This window comes from Thermodesulforhabdus norvegica (genome assembly GCF_900114975.1).
GTDB lineage: Bacteria > Desulfobacterota > Syntrophobacteria > Syntrophobacterales > Thermodesulforhabdaceae > Thermodesulforhabdus > Thermodesulforhabdus norvegica.
The window spans coordinates 99602-116903 of the sequence record NZ_FOUU01000006.1 but is presented as its reverse complement, the minus strand read 5'-3'; the positions used below and the strand labels follow the sequence as shown (position 1 = coordinate 116903).

At 48.9% G+C, this 17302-nt stretch carries 18 protein-coding genes; 7 read left to right on the top strand and 11 right to left on the bottom strand.

What is annotated here, in order from left to right:
• Position 1: 1 nt before the first annotated feature.
• Positions 2-1285 carry a glycosyltransferase N-terminal domain-containing protein gene (locus tag BM091_RS09565; RefSeq protein ID WP_143083129.1) on the top strand — a complete coding sequence of 428 codons (1284 nt, stop codon included), beginning with the start codon at positions 2-4 and terminating at the stop codon, positions 1283-1285.
• A gap of 9 nt (positions 1286-1294) precedes the next feature.
• On the opposite strand, the gene BM091_RS09560 is transcribed toward BM091_RS09565, so the two are convergent.
• Genes BM091_RS09560 through rfbC form a run of 3 tightly spaced genes read right to left on the bottom strand, consistent with a single transcriptional unit; the run spans position 1295 to position 4370 of the window.
• Complete coding sequence (locus tag BM091_RS09560) at positions 1295-2902, bottom strand: glycosyltransferase family 4 protein (RefSeq protein WP_093395324.1); 1608 nt, start codon at positions 2900-2902, stop codon at positions 1295-1297.
• Between the two features lie 15 nt (positions 2903-2917).
• Positions 2918-3805 carry a dTDP-4-dehydrorhamnose reductase gene (gene rfbD / locus BM091_RS09555; protein WP_218148866.1) on the bottom strand — a complete coding sequence of 296 codons (888 nt, stop codon included), beginning with the start codon at positions 3803-3805 and terminating at the stop codon, positions 2918-2920.
• 16 nt (positions 3806-3821) lie between these two features.
• Positions 3822-4370, bottom strand: coding sequence for a dTDP-4-dehydrorhamnose 3,5-epimerase (gene rfbC, locus BM091_RS09550; protein WP_093395323.1), 549 nt, complete (start codon positions 4368-4370; stop codon positions 3822-3824).
• Between the two features lie 99 nt (positions 4371-4469).
• Between rfbC and BM091_RS09545 the strand changes: the two genes are divergently transcribed.
• Both BM091_RS09545 and BM091_RS09540 read left to right on the top strand, forming a co-directional pair.
• The gene (locus BM091_RS09545) at positions 4470-5948 is read left to right on the top strand and encodes a sensor histidine kinase (protein WP_177193600.1); all 1479 of its coding nucleotides are present in this window, start codon (positions 4470-4472) and stop codon (positions 5946-5948) included.
• On the top strand, positions 5920-7269 hold the full coding sequence (locus tag BM091_RS09540) for a sigma-54-dependent transcriptional regulator (RefSeq protein WP_093395320.1): 1350 nt from the start codon (positions 5920-5922) through the stop codon (positions 7267-7269). Before BM091_RS09545 ends, BM091_RS09540 begins: the two co-directional genes overlap by 29 nt.
• A 40-nt stretch (positions 7270-7309) precedes the next feature.
• Here BM091_RS09540 and mce read toward each other — a convergent pair whose 3' ends face one another.
• From mce to BM091_RS09525, 3 genes are read right to left on the bottom strand one after another with little or no spacing between them, the layout of a single operon-like run.
• Complete coding sequence (gene mce, locus BM091_RS09535) at positions 7310-7717, bottom strand: methylmalonyl-CoA epimerase (protein ID WP_093395319.1); 408 nt, start codon at positions 7715-7717, stop codon at positions 7310-7312.
• 19 nt (positions 7718-7736) lie between these two features.
• On the bottom strand, positions 7737-8150 hold the full coding sequence (locus BM091_RS09530; RefSeq protein ID WP_093395317.1) for a cobalamin B12-binding domain-containing protein: 414 nt from the start codon (positions 8148-8150) through the stop codon (positions 7737-7739).
• 36 nt (positions 8151-8186) lie between these two features.
• Complete coding sequence (locus BM091_RS09525) at positions 8187-9866, bottom strand: acyl-CoA mutase large subunit family protein (RefSeq protein WP_093395316.1); 1680 nt, start codon at positions 9864-9866, stop codon at positions 8187-8189.
• Between the two features lie 156 nt (positions 9867-10022).
• Between BM091_RS09525 and BM091_RS09520 the strand changes: the two genes are divergently transcribed.
• Positions 10023-10388, top strand: coding sequence for a molybdenum cofactor biosynthesis protein MoaE (locus BM091_RS09520; protein ID WP_093395314.1), 366 nt, complete (start codon positions 10023-10025; stop codon positions 10386-10388).
• Between the two features lie 24 nt (positions 10389-10412).
• On the opposite strand, the gene BM091_RS09515 is transcribed toward BM091_RS09520, so the two are convergent.
• The 3 genes from BM091_RS09515 to acnA form a co-directional block, all read right to left on the bottom strand.
• Complete coding sequence (locus tag BM091_RS09515) at positions 10413-10949, bottom strand: macro domain-containing protein (RefSeq protein ID WP_093395313.1); 537 nt, start codon at positions 10947-10949, stop codon at positions 10413-10415.
• Positions 10950-11017: 68 nt separating this feature from the next.
• The gene (locus BM091_RS09510) at positions 11018-11179 is read right to left on the bottom strand and encodes a bacterioferritin-associated ferredoxin (protein WP_093395311.1); all 162 of its coding nucleotides are present in this window, start codon (positions 11177-11179) and stop codon (positions 11018-11020) included.
• Entirely contained in the window at positions 11169-13916 is a 2748-nt protein-coding gene (acnA, locus tag BM091_RS09505; RefSeq protein ID WP_093395310.1) for an aconitate hydratase AcnA, read from the bottom strand. The genes BM091_RS09510 and acnA overlap by 11 nt, the downstream gene beginning before the upstream one ends.
• Before the next feature lie 88 nt (positions 13917-14004).
• Here acnA and BM091_RS09500 point away from each other — a divergent pair, with 88 nt between their 5' ends.
• The gene (locus BM091_RS09500) at positions 14005-14658 is read left to right on the top strand and encodes a hypothetical protein (RefSeq protein WP_093395308.1); all 654 of its coding nucleotides are present in this window, start codon (positions 14005-14007) and stop codon (positions 14656-14658) included.
• A gap of 1 nt (position 14659) precedes the next feature.
• Here the strand turns inward: BM091_RS09500 and BM091_RS09495 are convergent, their stop codons facing one another.
• Positions 14660-14938: a flagellar biosynthesis anti-sigma factor FlgM gene (locus BM091_RS09495; RefSeq protein WP_093395307.1), complete on the bottom strand. Its 279-nt coding sequence runs from the start codon at positions 14936-14938 to the stop codon at positions 14660-14662.
• Positions 14939-14955: 17 nt separating this feature from the next.
• Positions 14956-15258 carry a DVU0524 family FlgM-associated protein gene (locus BM091_RS09490; RefSeq protein WP_093395305.1) on the bottom strand — a complete coding sequence of 101 codons (303 nt, stop codon included), beginning with the start codon at positions 15256-15258 and terminating at the stop codon, positions 14956-14958.
• Positions 15259-15401: 143 nt separating this feature from the next.
• Here BM091_RS09490 and BM091_RS13955 point away from each other — a divergent pair, with 143 nt between their 5' ends.
• Together BM091_RS13955 and BM091_RS09480 are read left to right on the top strand one after the other, a co-directional pair.
• The gene (locus tag BM091_RS13955) at positions 15402-15689 is read left to right on the top strand and encodes a hypothetical protein (protein ID WP_093395304.1); all 288 of its coding nucleotides are present in this window, start codon (positions 15402-15404) and stop codon (positions 15687-15689) included.
• Between the two features lie 22 nt (positions 15690-15711).
• Positions 15712-17262 carry a GGDEF domain-containing protein gene (locus BM091_RS09480; RefSeq protein ID WP_093395302.1) on the top strand — a complete coding sequence of 517 codons (1551 nt, stop codon included), beginning with the start codon at positions 15712-15714 and terminating at the stop codon, positions 17260-17262.
• Positions 17263-17302: the final 40 nt, after the last annotated feature.

Here is a 17302-nt window from a genome sequence, read left to right as displayed (position 1 = left end):
AATGAATAGTCTGTGGTGGCTTTTTTACAACATCACCTGGGTATTCGCATGGCCTTATATTCGGCTACTTAAAGCCATCCAGGAAGGTGCCTTTTCCCGGCCCCTCCGTATGATCCCGGAGGCTTTCCGTCAATGGCCGAACAGATCCGGACATTTCATATGGATTCACGCGATGTCTCTGGGCGAAGTGAACTCATCAATACCACTGGCCCTGGAATTTCAACGCAGGGGCTACAGAATCGTTTACTCTACCGGTACAAAATCGGGTTTCACGGCGGCTACCCGGCCTGTAAAGGAAGGTGGAAGCAAAATCGCCAACCCGGTTCTACCGATGCCCGTGGATGCACCGTGGTCTGCAAAGGATTTTATAAAGAACCTGAAGGTTTTTCAGCCGGTTGCGGCAGTCTTTACCGAAACGGATATCTGGCCAAACATGTTGGCCTTCTGTAAGAAGCTGAAAATTCCCCTCGTCCTGGTCAATGCCAGGATGCGCCCGTCTTCGTACAGATATCACAGGATTGCTTCAAAACTGGGGTTCAGATTGCTGGATTTTTTCGACGTCATCTTTGCCGCTTCCCGGTACGATGCCCTGCAAATGGCTGAAACGGTTTCCCGACCGGAGAAGGTTAGGTATGTGGGTAACATAAAGTGGGATGCCGCATTACTGTCAAGGTGGAGTGAAAACCGAATAGAACAACTGAGGCGGCAAATAGGCCTCGATCCCGGTCGCCCGGTATGGGTTGCGGGGAGTGTTCACCCCGGGGAGGAAAGCATTATTCTGGAGGTTCACCGTAAAATTAGGCGTGTAATACCCGACGCATTGCTCATTTTGGCTCCGAGAAAACTGGAACTTAAAGAAAAAGTAGCTAACAAGTGTTATTCCCTTGGATTGCCCTGCGGATTCCGGTCAGGGTCTGATAAAGTCAGCGGACTTTCTGTTTACGTGGTTGACACCTACGGAGAGCTCATGGGGTTTTATGCACTCGGAAGATGTGCGTATGTCGGGGGATCATTTGTACCCTTCGGGGGACATAATGTGCTGGAGCCGGCCGTTTACGGAATTCCCGTTTGCTGGGGACCCCACATTTTTAATTTTAAGGAAATAACCGAGGAGCTTCATGACAGATCTATCGGCTCTCTGACCCCCGACGCCGAAGACCTGTTTCTATGGGTAAGGGATCGTTTGCAACAAACAGAAAGAACAGAGATGTGCCCCATTCCGTCACCTGCACGAGAGATAGTCGATTTTATTCATCAAATCCTGGAGTCAATTAAGCCGGGATAAAAAACTCTTTTACCTGCCCTGAATGAGAACGTATACAAGCCTTCTGGGAACAGCCGATTCTTCTCTCGAAACTGCTTTCCGGCGAATAAGGCTCTTTTCCCTTTCCGTGTAAATCCTCCATAAAGAAGAAGTCAGGTAATCTGCAATTTTTTGCACGTACCACATGACAAAACGGTGTGAAACGAAGTGAACCTTCGGGACGTTTTTTATTAAAAAAGTTCCGAAAAGGCTGTTGTTTATAACCAGCGGGATGTTTAGTGTCAGTGCATAGGTGGTTCCGTATTTTAGGCTGCTTTTTTTTGTAATCTTGATTTCACTTGTCGTAACGTTTTTGTGATACCCGGTTTGTATTTCGGGAAGATTCTGAGGCTGGTGAAACAGTTCGAGCCTGGCAAAATCCGGCTGTAAAGGATTCAGAACCTCTATAAGGATCGGCAGAAGTGATTCGTGTTCTCTGACCTTATGTACCCGTATGCGATACTTCCAGAGCATGGCGAAAAGGCTTATGTAGCTCCATGTAGTGTGTTCGAATTGACCGGAACCGCTGCCGTAAAGGCATGAAAGATAGCCTATGCGCGCCATGAAAAGGGTGAGGAAAAAGGCCAGAGTACTTAAAAGACAGAAATTCATCAGAGGGTCAAGGTAGGGCAGGGTTAGCCCTGCTGTGCCAGTAAGAGCCGTAGTTAATCCAATGGTCGAGATTATAGCATTCTGCGAGAATCCTTTTTTTAGCAGACAGTGGTGGATATGATCGGTGTCCGGGTTAAAGATGCCGTGGCCTCTTAAAATCCTTCGCACCGTTGCCATCAACACGTCCGTTAAGGGCACCAAGAATATAAGCAGAGGTACACCGGGGCTTGATATACCGTCTTCTGAAGTGCAGGCCTTGAGCGCCAGAGCCGCCAGCTGGAATCCCAGAAAGTAACTTCCGGAATCGCCCATAAAAATACGGGCCGGGTTCATATTGAAGTGAAGAAAACCCAGACTTACGCCCATGATAATCACTGCGGGCAGGGCCAGGTATTCCCGATTGTTCTGTAAGCAGTAAAGCAGGAGAAAAAAGCCGGTTACGAAAGTGAGGGTTGTGGCGAGCCCGTCAACACCGTCCAGCAAATTAAAGCCGTTAATGATGATCAGGAACCACAGTATTGTAAAGGGAAAGGAGAACCATCCCAGATGGAGGGGTCCGGCAAAAGGCAAGTTTATCTGTGTTATTGTAAGCCCTCCGAAGTATGCACAGGACGCGGCAATAATCTGGCCGATTAGCTTGATTCCGGGAGTAAGACCAAGGACGTCATCGATCAGACCGGTTACAAAAACCAGACCACCGCCTATCAAAAGCCCAATCCACTGAGGCTTGTCAAGAATGTGCAAAATGGGTAGATGCAGTTTATAACACAGCCCCGCGTAAAACACTGCAAACGAAATGGTAAAGGCAGAAAACAGGGCAATACCTCCAACCCTGGGTATCGGTATCTGATGGACCTTCCTTTCAGAAGGTTTATCAAGAAGCTTATATTTATTGGCGAACCTCATCACCAGAGGTACAAGCAACATGACCGCAAGCCATGATAGAAAAAACACCGAAATCAGCAGAAAAAGATAACCCGGCTCCATATTCAAGGGCTTCCTTTATTGTTCGTACTGAGATTTCAAAGCTTTTAACATCATCCTGAGTGCCTTACGCCAGTGTACCGGCCTGTTCCATATACGCCAGGTGTCCCTTTTGTCCAAAACGCTAAATTGAGGTCTTTTGGCTTTTGATGGATATTCGGCAGAGCTGACGGGTACAATTTCAACCGGTTTTCTCCTCCATTCCCGGCTTTCTTCCTCAATGGCCACGGCGAAATCGTACCAGCTCGCAACACCGGCATCGGTGAAGTGAAAAATCCTGCTTTTGTACGAGTCGAAATTCACCGCCAGAAACCATAAAAACGATGCCAGATTGAAAGCCCACGTAGGTGTTCCCACCTGATCGTGTACCACCTTCACGATTGCCTCTTTTTCGAAAAGCGAGAGCATTGTTTTGACAAAATTTTTTCCGTAGATTGAATACAGCCAGGCGGTGCGGACCACAATGGTGGACTGTCGGTAGAGCTCGAGAAGTATTTGTTCTCCTTCGAGCTTGCTCTTTCCGTAAACACTTATTGGATTGGGAGTGTCGTTGATGGTATAAGGCCTGGAAGTAAGCCCGTCGAAGACAAAGTCCGTAGATATATGTATAATCCCGGCGTTTCTTTTCCGACATTCTTCGGCAAGTATCCTAACGCCCTCTTTGTTCACAAGGAATGCTTTTTCTGCTTCCTCTTCGGCTCTGTCCACCGCCGTGTAGGCCGCACAATTAATAACTATGCTGGGTTTCCATTGCTCCAGTGCGGCCCTGACGGATTCCCGTGATGTTATATTCAGTTCCGATGGAGAACACACAATTACCTGTAGACCTTCCGGGCTGCACTTTTCGAGCTCCGAGCTTAACTGCCCACCCCCTCCGGTTACAATAACCCTGATTCTGTTGCCCATATTATTCCCCGCTGAGTTATTCAAAGACTTCTGCTTCCGCCAGGGTTTTGCCCCTGGCATCCTTGGCCGATATTATCGGTTTTTTTCCGTCCAGTGGCCAGGAAATACCGATGTCTGGATCGTTCCATATTATTGTTCTGTCGCACTCAGGATGGTAGAAATCCGTGGTCTTATAGAGAACTTCCGCCCAATCCGATAAAACCAGAAACCCATGGGCAAAACCGGCAGGTATATAGACCTGCTTTTTGTTATCCGCCGAAAGCCTTATACCGAACCATCTTCCAAAGGTTGGCGAACTCTTTCTGATGTCCACGGCAACGTCGAAGATTTCTCCCACCACAACCCTCACGAGCTTGGCCTGAGGATGGCATATCTGGTAATGCAAGCCCCTTATGACAAACCTTCGTGATCTTGAATGGTTGTCCTGCACGAATTTTTCTGCAATACCTAATTCCCTGAAGACCTTCTCGTTATAGCTTTCGAAGAAGTAACCCCTTTCGTCTTCATAAATCGTGGGCTCCAGCACAAGGAGCCCGGGGATTTCGGGTACGGAATGGGCGCGCATGCCAACTCTCCTGTTCAACGGCATTTTACTTTCGGGACCTGAGATAATATAACATCACTGAGTGATTACAAGACCAAACATATGGAAAAGGAGGGCATCATGCAATTGTGGCCCTTGCGTCTAAACATTCGTCAGAAAATTATCATAGGACTGGCCTTCGTTTATCTTACGATTCTGCTCGTCGGGGGGCTTTCTTACTTCCTTCTAACAGAGATGAAACGCAAGGCCGAATTTGTTTCTATCTGTGATGATCTCAACAACTCAATCCTGGAAATGCGACGTTTTGAGAAAAACTTCTTCCTCTACGGTTCAACCTCATCCCTTGAAAAGATAAGTGAATACATAGACGAAAGCGTTAAACTAATCGACACGATGTTGCCGAGGCTTAAGGGATTGAAGGGCAGTAATAAGCTTCTTCAGATCAGGCAGGAACTTCAGGGATATCGCGATGTGGTTCAGGCCATAAAGGAGAGTGTGGCGAAGAAAGATCTCGAGCGACTGCACGCCCTGCAGGATGAGCTCAGAGATGCAGGAAAAAAGATCACCGGGGAGGTAGAAGAACTTACACGCTACGAAAGGGAGAGGATTCATGCTATTATTGACAGCCTCAGGTATCAACTGATCACCGTTCTTTTCATTGTTCTAATAGCCGGTGCTCTTTTTATTCCTCTCGTATCCCGAAAAATTGTCCGCCCCTTAAGGGTGATCGAAAAAAGCATGCTTCGCATTGCCGGAGGAGACTTCAAGCCCCTTCCTGTTATGCAAACCTACGATGAGACTCAAAAAGTGGTCGAGGCTTTTAACAAGATGGTGGCGGAACTGGAACGACGCCAGGAACAGCTGGTTCAGGCGAAAAAACTCTCCTCTCTGGGCATTCTTACTTCTGGCATAGCCCATCAGCTCAACAATCCTCTTAATAACATTTCAACGTCCTGTCAGATCCTTCTTGAAGATATGGACAACATGGATCCGGAATTGGTTAAAAAAATGATATCCAACGTGGACCATGAAGTCGGACGAGCCAGAGACATAGTTAAGGGGCTACTGGAGTTTTCTCGTGTTCGGGAATTTTCTCTGGTGCCCACCAGGCTCAAGGATGTGGTTGACAAAACCCGCAGGCTTGTCTCCAGTCAGATACCGTCGTGGGTTGACGTGGAAATAGATGTACCTGAAGAAATAGTTGTGGAAATTGATAGTCCACGAATGCAGCAGGTATTTCTCAATCTCTTCATGAACTCCATTCATGCAATAGGAAACGATGCCGGGAAGATCACCGTAAGAGCTCGCGCAACCGGCGAAAAGGTGGTAATAGAGTTTGAAGATACGGGATGTGGAATACCGAAAGAGCATCTGGATAAAATTTTTGATCCCTTTTTTACGACCAAGGAAGTCGGGGCAGGAACGGGTCTCGGATTGTCCATAGTTTACGGTATCATAGAAAAACATAGCGGTGAGATAGGTGTGGAGAGTGAACCGGGCAAGGGAACTAAATTTATCATAACTCTACCCATCAGAAGGGATCACGGGGAACAGGAGGAAGAACTACAGGATGTCGCGAATACTGGTGGTCGAGGATGAGAAAACGGCAAGGGAGAATCTGAAATACATTCTCGAAAAAGAAGGGTACGAAGTGGTAACGGCAGAATCGGGTGAGAAGGCCGTCGCCCTTCTTGAGACGGAGGATTTCGACCTGGTTATTACGGATCTGAGAATGAAAAACATTGACGGCATGGAGGTTCTTGAGCGTACAAGGGAGCTGTGTCCCGAAGCTGAGGTAATAGTCGTAACTGCTTACGCCACCGTCGAATCCGCCGTTGAAGCCATGAAAAAGGGAGCCTATTACTACCTGGCCAAGCCTTACCAGATTGATGAAGTAAGGGTTCTCGTTCAGAAAGCTCTGGAAAAAAGTGCTCTCAAAAAAGAAGTACACGAATTAAGACGCAGGATTAACAAGAGTCAGGACAGCGGCCCCGTTATTGTGGGAAAAAGTCCCAAAATGGTTCAGTTGCTGAATCTGGTGCAACACGTAGCTCCGGCGGACTGCAATGTATTGATAATAGGCGAGACGGGAACGGGCAAGGAGCTGATAGCCCGTATGCTGCATCACCTTAGCCCTCGCAGAGATAAACCTTTTGTGGCCATAAATTGTGGTGCTTTCACCGAGGAGCTTCTGGCCAATGAGCTGTTCGGTCATGAAAAGGAAGCTTTTACCGGAGCGGTTTCAACCAAAAAGGGCCTTCTTGAGGCCGCAAACGGCGGTACCATCTTCCTGGACGAAATTGGGGAGATGCCCCAGTCCATGCAGGTGAAATTGCTGAGAGTTCTTCAGGAAAGAAAGGTGATAAGAGTTGGTGGTACCAGGGAAATTCCTCTTGACGTCAGAGTTGTAGCCGCAACCAACAGGAATTTGCTGAAAGACGTGAAGGAGGGAAGGTTTCGTCAGGATCTCTATTACAGACTAAACGTTATAACTCTCAATGTTCCACCCCTTGCCGAACGCCGTGACGACATTCCTCTGCTGTGTCAGTATTTTGCCGAAAAATATGCCACGGCACAAGACAAAGAGATCAGAGAGATATCAGAAGAGGTTATTGACATTCTCATGAATTACGAGTTTCCCGGAAATGTGAGAGAACTGGAAAACATAATGGAGCGGGCCGTGACCCTGTGCAAGGGCGACCGGATAGAGCCCATTCACCTGCCCCCGGATTTACAACAGCTGTCCTTAAAGTATTCCCGGCCGAGGCCTCAGGAATTTCTAACCCTTGAAGAGTACGAAAAAGATTACATCCTCTGGGTTCTTAAAAAGGTAAAATGGAATAAAACAAGGGCTGCCGAAATCCTGGGCATAGATAGAGTGTCCCTCTGGAGGCGTCTCAAAAAGTGGGAGATTGTCTGACTGACCGCAGGGGAGATCACCCTACGGCCTGTTTCTTATCTTATTTAGAACGTTCGCAAAGTTCTATCAGAACGCCATAGGTGGACTTGGGATGCAGAAAGGCTATTTTGGCTCCACCTGCTCCTATTCTTGGCTTTTCGTCGATGAGCTTTACGCCTTTCTGCTTGAGTTCCTCCAGAGCTTCCTCAAGGTTCTCCACCTGAAAGGCGATATGCTGTATCCCTTCTCCCCGCTTTTCAATGAACTTGGCAACAGGCCCATCAGGATCCGTTGATTGTAAAAGCTCTATTTCGGAGTCTCCCACAGGAAAAAATGCCGTTGTGACCTTTTGTTCTGCCACCGTCTCCATGCCCTCGAAGGGAATACCCAGAACATCCTCATAAAGTCTTCTCACTTCTTCTATGTTTTTTACGGCCACGCCGATATGATCAATCTTCAGAACCTTCATGGTCAGGCTCCTTTTATGGTTATCGTTTTCTGACGTTTTTCCGAATAAATTCCACAATCTGACCGGTGGGCGTCCCGGGACCGAAGATCTCGGCCACGCCCATTTTCTTCAGCTCTTCTGCATCATCCTGAGGTATTATTCCTCCGCCAATCAGCATGACATCGTTCATTCCTTTCTCTCGCAACAGTTCAAGCACTCGAGGGAAGAAGTACATGTGAACCCCGGAAAGAGAGCTTATGCCTATAACATCGGCATCTTCCTGAAGGGCGGTTTCTACTATCATCTCGGGAGTTTGCCTGAGCCCGGTGTAAACGACTTCCATACCGGCTTCCGCAAGGATACGAGCAAGGAGCTTAGCCCCCCGATCATGCCCGTCCAGTCCCGGCTTCGCTATTATTACCTTGATCTTTCGTTCCTGAGATTCCTGAGACATGGAAAATCCCTCCCCATCGTTTCACCAATCCTGCCTTTATATAAAGGACTCCGGCCTGTATTCTCCGAAAATTTCACGCCACAGGTCACATATTTCACCGACGGTTGCCCTGGCCTTTACCGCCTCTATTACGGCCGGCATGACATTCTGATCGCTCATGGAAACTTCCCGCAGATACTCAAGGGCTTCCCGCCACTTCTTCTGATCCCTCTGCTGCCTGAGTTTCCTCACCTTTTCGGCTTCTCTCCTGCCGACCTCCATGTCCACTCTTAGCAGGTTGGTCGGTGGAGGCTCGTCCATCACGTATTTGTTAACCCCCACGTAGACCCGCTCTCCCGACTCTATTTCCTTCTGAAAACGGTAGGCACTTTCCTGAATTTCCTTTTGTATGAACCCCTGTTCTATGGCGGCAAGAGTTCCGCCCATTTCGTCGATCTTTTTTATGTAATCGTCGATTTGCTTTTCGATCTGATTCGTTAGGGCTTCTACGTAATAAGAGCCGGCCAGAGGATCTATCGTGTCGGTAGCCCCGCTTTCTTCGGCTACTATCTGCTGAGTCCTCAGGGCTACGGTTACTGCCTGCTCGGTGGGAAGACAGAGGGCTTCGTCGTAAGAGTTCGTATGAAGCGACTGGCAACCTCCGAGAGCAGCAGCAAAGGCCTGAAGAGTAACCCGGACGATATTGTTCAGCGGTTGTTGCGCCGTGAGGGTTACACCCCCTGTCTGTACATGATAACGCATCATCATGGATCGTGGGTTTTTGGCTCCGAATCGCTCTTTCATAATCTTCGCCCAGTAGCGTCTGCCGGCCCTGAACTTTGCGACCTCTTCGAGAACGTTGGTAAAGGCATTGAAGAAAAAGCTCAGGCGTGGTGCAAAGGTGTCCACGTCGAGACCACGATCTATGCAGGCCTGGACATAGGCGATTCCATCGGCAATGGTAAAGGCCATCTCCTGAGCGGCCGTCGCCCCGGCCTCTCTTATGTGGTAACCGCTAATGCTGATGGTATTCCATCGTGGCACATGCTGGAAGCAGTATTCAATAAGATCAACGGTAAGCCTCATGCTGGGCTTCGGCGGAAATATGTATTGACCCCTCACCGTGTACTCTTTGAGAATATCGTTCTGAACGGTGCCTCCCACTTTATCAAAGGGAACACCCTGTTCTTCGGCAATGGCAAGATACATGGCAAGGAGTATCGTGGCCGGAGCGTTTATGGTCATGGAGGTGGTAACTTTGTCCAGAGGAATCCCGTCAAAGAGAACTCTCATGTCCTCTATTGAGTCAATAGCAACCCCCACTTTGCCGACTTCTCCTACGGCGAGAGGATGATCGCTGTCGTAACCCGACTGAGTTGGAAGGTCAAAAGCTACACTTAAACCCGTCTGTCCCTGTTCTAAAAGGTATCTGAAACGGGCATTCGTCTCCTTTGCACTCCCAAAGCCGGCATACTGCCGCATTGTCCAGACTCTTCCCCTGTACATGGTGGGCTGAACCCCCCGGGTGAAGGGATATGCCCCGGGATATCCCAGATCACGTTCGTAATCAAAATCCGCTATGTCCAGCGGTGTGTACAGCCTCTCAACGGGTGTACCCGACACCGTCGTGAAAACCCGTTTCCTTTCCGGTGCCTTTTTCAGCGCCGGTTCCAGGACCTTGGCCTCCCATTCCTGCTTGCTTTTTGAAACTTTATCGAGCTTCTCCCTGTCGAACATAGCTCCCTCCTCAGAAAACGAAAGCTTGCCAAAGTAGCGAACAGTACCTAGCATAATGTCTGTTATTACAAACAAAGTTCAGAACCTGTAAACACTATACATGAATAGCTCTCTATCGGTGAAGACAAAAAAGATGTCAGGTAAGGAGGAATCCTTATGAACATCTGTGAATTGATTGAGAAAGTGAGGCGTAACGTTGATTATGTGAAGGTCGGAATGATAGTCTGCCATAACGGTGTTGTAAGGGCTACTACAAGGGACGGAAGACCGGCGGAAAAGCTGAAGATTAAAAAGGATCAGGAGGCCTGGGATAAGGTGCTTCAGGAAATGCGTTCCCGTCCGGGAATTGCAGCCGTTGAGGCCTATCTCCACGAGGGTGAACGCAAAGTCGGAGAAGACGTTCTTCTTGTCGTAGTGGCGGGCGACATAAGAGAAAACGTTTTTCCCGTCCTGGAAGAGACGGTAAACCGCCTTAAAAGCGAAGCCATAAAGAAGGAAGAAACCGTAATCGTGTCTCCTTAACGCCAACACAATTATTTAGAGGACTTATACCGTATCGAAGGCCTCTTTCATAGCTTCTTCAAATACGGATAAGTCCTCGCGTGTAAAAAGGCAGAAAGCCACCCTTGAAAGGGTCGTCTGTTCTTTTTCCAGAAATTCCTTTACCGTCCTGAGCATAATTCGGGCACAACGATCCTTGGGGAAGCCGAAGATTCCGGTGCTTATTGCAGGAAAGGCAATGGAAGAACAACCCTTCTCGGTAGCCCGAAGCAGGCTGTTCCACGTGGCATTCCTGAGCTTGCGGTCCTCGTCTCCTTCGCCGTATCTGGGGCCTACGGCGTGAATGACGTATTTTGCTTTAAGGTTTCCGGCCCCGGTGACTACGGCGTTTCCGACGGTTGTCCCCCCTATGCGGTTGCATTCTTCTTGTATCGAAGGTCCTCCTTTTTTGCGAATTGCTCCTGCTACTCCACCGCCGAGGATAAGCTGTTCGTTGGCGGCATTGACTATTGCGTCCGTATCCATCTCGGTAATATCGCCCTGAACCAGCTCAACCACCTTCCCTTTCACCTCCAGCTTCATAGGGCACCTCCTTTTAACCCGAGGTCTCTTCTGGCCTCGTCCACCACACGGCGGACGTCGGGCATACATCACCTGCCTTCGGGGTGCACATCCCGGCACTTGCAGGAACCGGCTCTTTTTGATGCCGCTATTTGCTCAAGTATTACGGACCTGCCACCATTTTTCCTGACATCTTCTGCGATCTCTTCTTCACCGTACCCAAAACAGAAACAAACAATTTTATTCGCCATTGGAAAATTCCTTTCCCTCAGATTTTGCCATTTCCCGGAGAACCCTGGGCAGGATGCCTCCATGAATGTAATACGAAATCTCAACCGGCGTATCAAGTCGGCATATCACGTCGAACTCAAGGTCTTTACCGGGTCGCCTGGCCACGACCTTTAGCCTGCAACGGGGTTTCATTTCTGGGGATATACCCTTTATTGAAAAAACCTCGTGCCCGGAAAGGCCCAATTTTTCTGCCGACTGACCATCCGGAAACTGGAGGGGCAATACACCCATACCGATAAGGTTACTTCTGTGAATTCTTTCAAAGCTTTCGGCAATTACGGCTCTAACCCCCAGCATGGCCGTACCTTTGGCGGCCCAGTCCCGACTGCTCCCCGTTCCGTACTCCTTCCCGGCTATTACAATTAAGGGCACTCCTTCTGCCCGATACCTTTCGCTTGCCTCCCAGACGGTGCAAAGTTCCCCGGTAGGGAAATGTATCGTCCATCCCCCCGTTCTTTCGGGACACAACCTGTTTTTAAGGCGGATGTTGGCAAAGGTTCCACGAACCATGACTTCATCGTTTCCGCGGCGTGCACCGTAGGAATTAAAGAGCCGGGGTGACAGCCCCTTTTCAAGCAGATATCTTCCTGCAGGCGAGTCTTCCGGAATGGCTCCTGCCGGCGATATGTGATCCGTGGTTACGGAGTCGCCGAGATACAGGAGAACCCTGGCATTTTCGATATCGCCGACTGCAGGGGGAACGAGGGGAACGCTTTTTAAGTAGGAAGGACGCCTGAGATAGGTTGACCCGTCATCCCAGGGGAATCGATCTGAGGCCGTCACCTTCAGGTTTTCCCAGAGCAAGGTTCCTTCGTAAAGAGTGCTTCTGAGTTTGCCGAAAACCTCGGGATTGAAAGCCCTGACGGTCAGTGCTTCCACCTCTGTTTTTGCCGGCCAGAGATTTCTGAGATATATCGGTTCACCCGTCTCGGGATCCTGCCCGAGCGGCTCGTTCTCCCAGTCAAAGTCTATCCTGCCGGCAAGAGCATAGGCCACTACCAGGGGCGGAGAGGCAAGAAAGTTTGCTCTGATTGCCCCGTGAATTCTTCCTTCGAAATTTCGATTTGCACTGACAACGGCGCAGGTAACGAGTCCGTTGTTCACAATGGCTCTTTCTATTTCTTCCGGAAGAGGCCCGCTGTTTCCTATGCAGGTTGCGCATCCGTAACCGCACACGTGAAACCCCATAGCTTTGAGATCATCAAGAAGACCCAGTTTTTCCAGATAATGGGTTACGGTCCTTGATCCCGGGGTGAAGGACTTCTTGACCCAGGGTTTTGCCGAAATACCAGATTCTCGCGCTTTTCTCGCAAGGAGTGCGGCTGTTATCAGCAGGGCAGGGTTTGCCGTGTTGGTGCAACTGGTGATCGCAGCCAGAACGACCGTGCCGTGGCGAAGGGTCACCTCGGCTCCGTTCTCAAGGCGCACCCTAACCGATTTTTGTTCGTCCTCCTCCTTGAGTTCGTAACCCCATTGATTGCGCGGCCTCTTCAGAATTGATGGAAAGGCGGAATGCATTTCGTAAAGTGGGATCCGGTCCTGAGGCCTTTTAGGGCCGGCAAGAGACGGTACGGCCTTCGCCACATCGATTTCTATGACCTGAGAAAACTTAACCCTTTCGGGGTTTTCATAATCGCCAAAGAGGTGCTGTGCCTTCAGATATTTTTTAACCGTTTCTGCGTCAATGCCTCGAAATCCGGTCTGTTCCAGAAACCTTATGGTTTCGTCATCTACAGGACAGAAACCGATAGTGGCTCCGTATTCCGGTGCCATGTTTGCAAGGGTTGCACGATCCATAAGACTCATATTGCGCCATGCCGGGCCAAAAAATTCCACAAACTTTCCGACCACACCTACCTTTCTCAGCTCTTCCGTTACGAGAAGGGCAACGTCGGTGGCTGTTGAACGCGAAGGCAGGTTTCCAACGAGCATGACGCCGACCACTTCCGGTACCGGGAAGTAGTAGGGCAGACCCAGAATAACCGCCTCGGCCTCGATCCCCCCGACACCCCATCCCAGAACGCCCAACCCGTTTATCATAGTGGTGTGAGAATCGGTTCCCACGACCGTGTCGGGAAACATCATCTCGCCGTCGTCCGTAAGATCCTTTCTCACGACCGTTGCCAGATGTTCTAAATTTATCTGATGGATAATACCCTTACCGGGAGGTACGACATGAAACCGGGAGAAAGATTGTTGAGCCCACTTAAGAAGTTGATAGCGCTCGGTATTTCGTTCGAACTCCTTTTTCAGGTTTATCTCCTCTGCTTCATCACTTCCCCAGACATCTACCTGCAGGGAATGATCTATAACCAGATGAACTGGAATTCTCGGATTTATCAATGAAGGATCCATGCCCCACTCGGCCATAACGTCCCTCATGGCCGCAAGATCTACAATGGCAGGAACCCCCGTAAAATCCTGAAGAATCATCCTGGAGGGGAAAAAAGGAACCTCCGATGATCCATCTCTTCGTTCGAAGGATTCCACGGCTCTGAAAAGGGTATCCCGGGTTACGAAAAAGCCGTCTTCGTTCCTTACGAGATTCTCCATAACGATCTTCCACGAATGTGGATAGGTGTTGAGCTCTATACCGAGCTTGTTGGCTAAAGCTTCAAGACTGACGAAGAGATATTCGCGACCTGAAAGGGCGATCTTTTGCAGGCAGCCAAAAGAGTTGAGACACCTTTTCCCCATTGATCTTTTCCTCCCTCTCATTCTATAAGCGCTTTCGATCACGTAAGAAGTTGATCGGGAAATACTTATAAGCCCGGAATAAGTTCTTATGAAAGCCCAAAATAAAGTTCCCTGCGGTGAATGTTCGGCAACTAGGATAAGCGAGTACCAGGAACGCCATCTTCGGTCTCAGATTGCAGCTCTGGATTTTTATAAGACCCTGAACGAAAGTGATCGCCTTTATCTCCGATGGTTAACGCTGCCTTACGTTTATTTTCGCCATCGCCTGGATGTATTTACCAGAAATTTTTTTCAGGATTTCTGTAATCGGTCCTGTTTCCAGACGGGAAAAAGCGCCTGCTGCGGCTTTGAAAGCATAATAACTTTTTTTGCCGACGAAGTTATCAACATCTTGTGGGGAGGGCCCAAAGCGGGTGAGTTGCTGATTGAGAGGCTGAAGGGAACCAATCGCCCGCCTTTTTGCGTGTATCTCGGGGATAGAGGATGCCTGTGGACGGTTCGTCCTCTGGGTTGTGCAATGTTTTTCTGTGATGATGCAAAAAAATACGTTTTCGGGAAGTGTAAGAAAGCAGAAAAAGAATGGGAGGAGCTGAAAAAACAGGAAAAACTTTTTATATGGCCGACAAGACCCGTGCTTTTTGATCTGATCGAATCTCTTGCCCTTGAACGATTAAAATCGCCCCATATGTACTTTCACTTCAGTCCGGGGCTTTTGCGAATAAAAGAAAAGAGCAGAAGATAGCCTACCACGTTTCCTCAAGCATCCTTGCCGCCAGAGCTTCGTAATCGGGCTTGTAACTTCCAGAGGCAATACGATCGGCTATCCGGGAAATCTTTTCGGCCCTCTTCTGCTCTTCAGCGGCCGTAACCTGAGACATTTCCTTTATGGATTCTGAAACCCTGTCCCCAACCGCTACATCTGAAGAAGTCCCCTTCCCCCGTCCGGGCCGTTCGCTTGCTCCGTATTCTTTCATTGCCTGCAGCCATTTACGGGTGCTCTCAGAGAGCTTCCTGATTTCCATCGGTGCCAAACCCCCTATTACAGGTTAGCCTTTTCCACTGCTGGCTGATCCCTGCCCTCGACTTCTTCAGCATTATCAGAAGACTCAACTCCTTCGGCAGAATCTTCAGAATCCCCCGACCTCAAAGCCTTCGCCTGTTCAAGGGCGTGTTTTGTCAGCCGGTCAAAAACAAGCCGTTTCTTCGCTTCCTCCGATATGGTAATCTTTTCTCCAGAGGGCACCACAGACCCGGAAGACTTTTCCCTGGGCAATTTGCTCTGGCGCAACTGATTAGCATAGGTGCGCAGAACACTCTTGACACGATGATCCGTAATGATCATTTTTGCCCTCCGTTCATACTTACAATTCGGCCATGAGAAGTTTATACTTAAATGTAATTTCGGTAAACAGGCATAAACTCATGGAACAAAATTTGCTCCCGTCTTGAGCGAATTTCTCGCATCTTGACGGTGGAGCGGTGGAGATGGCGGTAACCATGGCGACGAAAAAAAATCAGATCGGAAAGCAGAGAATTCACTGTCTCAATTGCAAGCATCTGGGAATCACCTGGAACCCGACAACCCCGTACTTCTGTCGTGCCTGGTCCATAAGGTCCCGCAGATACCCCTGTGAAGAGGTGTTCAGCGCTTCGGGTTTGCAGTGTCAAAAATTTGAACAAAAGGCTGTTGTGGAAAATGCTCCGAAGAAAGCACATGCGCGGAAACCTTATCGGCACAAAAAGAGCAGAAGCGGGTTTGTGAAAAAGGTGTGAAGTACCGTCCGGGAGGAATGGTGTGGATGTTCTGGATCTGTCGCGAAGTGTATTCCGGTGCATGCGGTTAATAGAACAACAGGGACTTGAGGTATCCGTTGAAACCCTTGCCAGTTATCTTGCTAAAGACGATCAGATCAGAAACATGCTGGATTCTGCAGATGTTGCCCCGGAAGAGGCTCAGAATAAAGGCCTTTTGAGGTCTGGAGATAGGGCTTTCCGGCTACTGAGAGAAGCAGAGGAAGAAATCTCGGAATGGCAGACCCTTTCTCAGGAGCTTTTTACAACCCTGATCCCCATGGTAACGATCCCGGACAACAGGGAAGTCAAGAAATCTTTTGAGATGCTGAAGAAGTCTATTGTGGAAAAGGTTGATGTACGGGAATTGCGTCGTTACGTTGACAGCTTGAAAAAAGCTTTGCTGGCCTTTGATGGCTCTGAGTCAGCGGGCATAAAAAGGCAGAAAAAAAGCTTCTGGTCTCTGCTTGGTGGTAAAAAATCACAGGACATGGAGATCGTCCTGGAGACCCTTCATCGGGTTCTTATGGCGGTAGAAGAGCTCGTTCCGGAATCGAGAAAACAGTTCTGGAAAAGGCTCGTCGAGAGCGTACCTTCTGCCAATGGAAACCTGGAAAAAACACTCGACGAGGTCGTCAAATTTTTTACACAGCTCAGCTCCGATCTGGAAAACGAAAGAACTCAACTCAGGCTCTTCATCACCGAACTCGGGAAAAATCTCGTAGAGATAGAAAAACATGTGGTTGCATCACTGGAGCGCAGAGACAGGATCAGAGATATTAATCAGGCCTTTCATAGAAACCTGGACAGCGAAATCGGGGACCTCCAGCAGGGTATGTCTATCAGCAGAAGTCTGGAGGAGCTCAGGAAGATCGTTCTGGCAAAGGTGGCATTGATTAAAAAAGCCATTGAAGAGAAGCGCAGGTATGAAGAAGTTCACGAACGGGAACTTGATATAAGGATGAAGCGACTTCAGAAGGACCTGGCCAATATTCACAGAGAAATCCATCAGATCCAAAGCCAGAAAGAGCTTCTGGAACGAGAGGCATTAACGGATCCTCTAACGGGCGTAATGAACCGACGGGCTTACGAAAAAAGGATTCAGGAGGAATGGGAGCGGTACAAAAGATATGGTCACATATTTTCAATTCTCGTCATAGACGTCGATCGTTTCAAAGATATTAACGACCGTTATGGTCATATTGCAGGAGATCTCATTTTGAAGGAGTTGACCAGAAGGGTGGCAAATCATCTTCGCAGATCAGATATGATTTTCCGCTACGGCGGTGAGGAATTCGTGGTTATACTTCCGGGAACGGATATTAACGGGGCAAAAGAGGTGGGGGAGAAGATAAGAAAAATGGTCGAAGCTACCAAGTTTGTTTACAAGGGCTCACCCATTGCCGTTAGCCTCAGCGTCGGGGTGTCTCAGGTTAAAGAAGACGATGAGAACAGCACCGATGTTTTCGGCAGAGCGGATGCCGCTCTCTACAGGGCCAAAAGCGAAGGGCGTAACCGTGTAATTGCCTGTTTTGAAAGAGAAAGCACTCTTTAACCTTTCCCGGGTTTTCTTTATCGATACCTGAATTTCATCA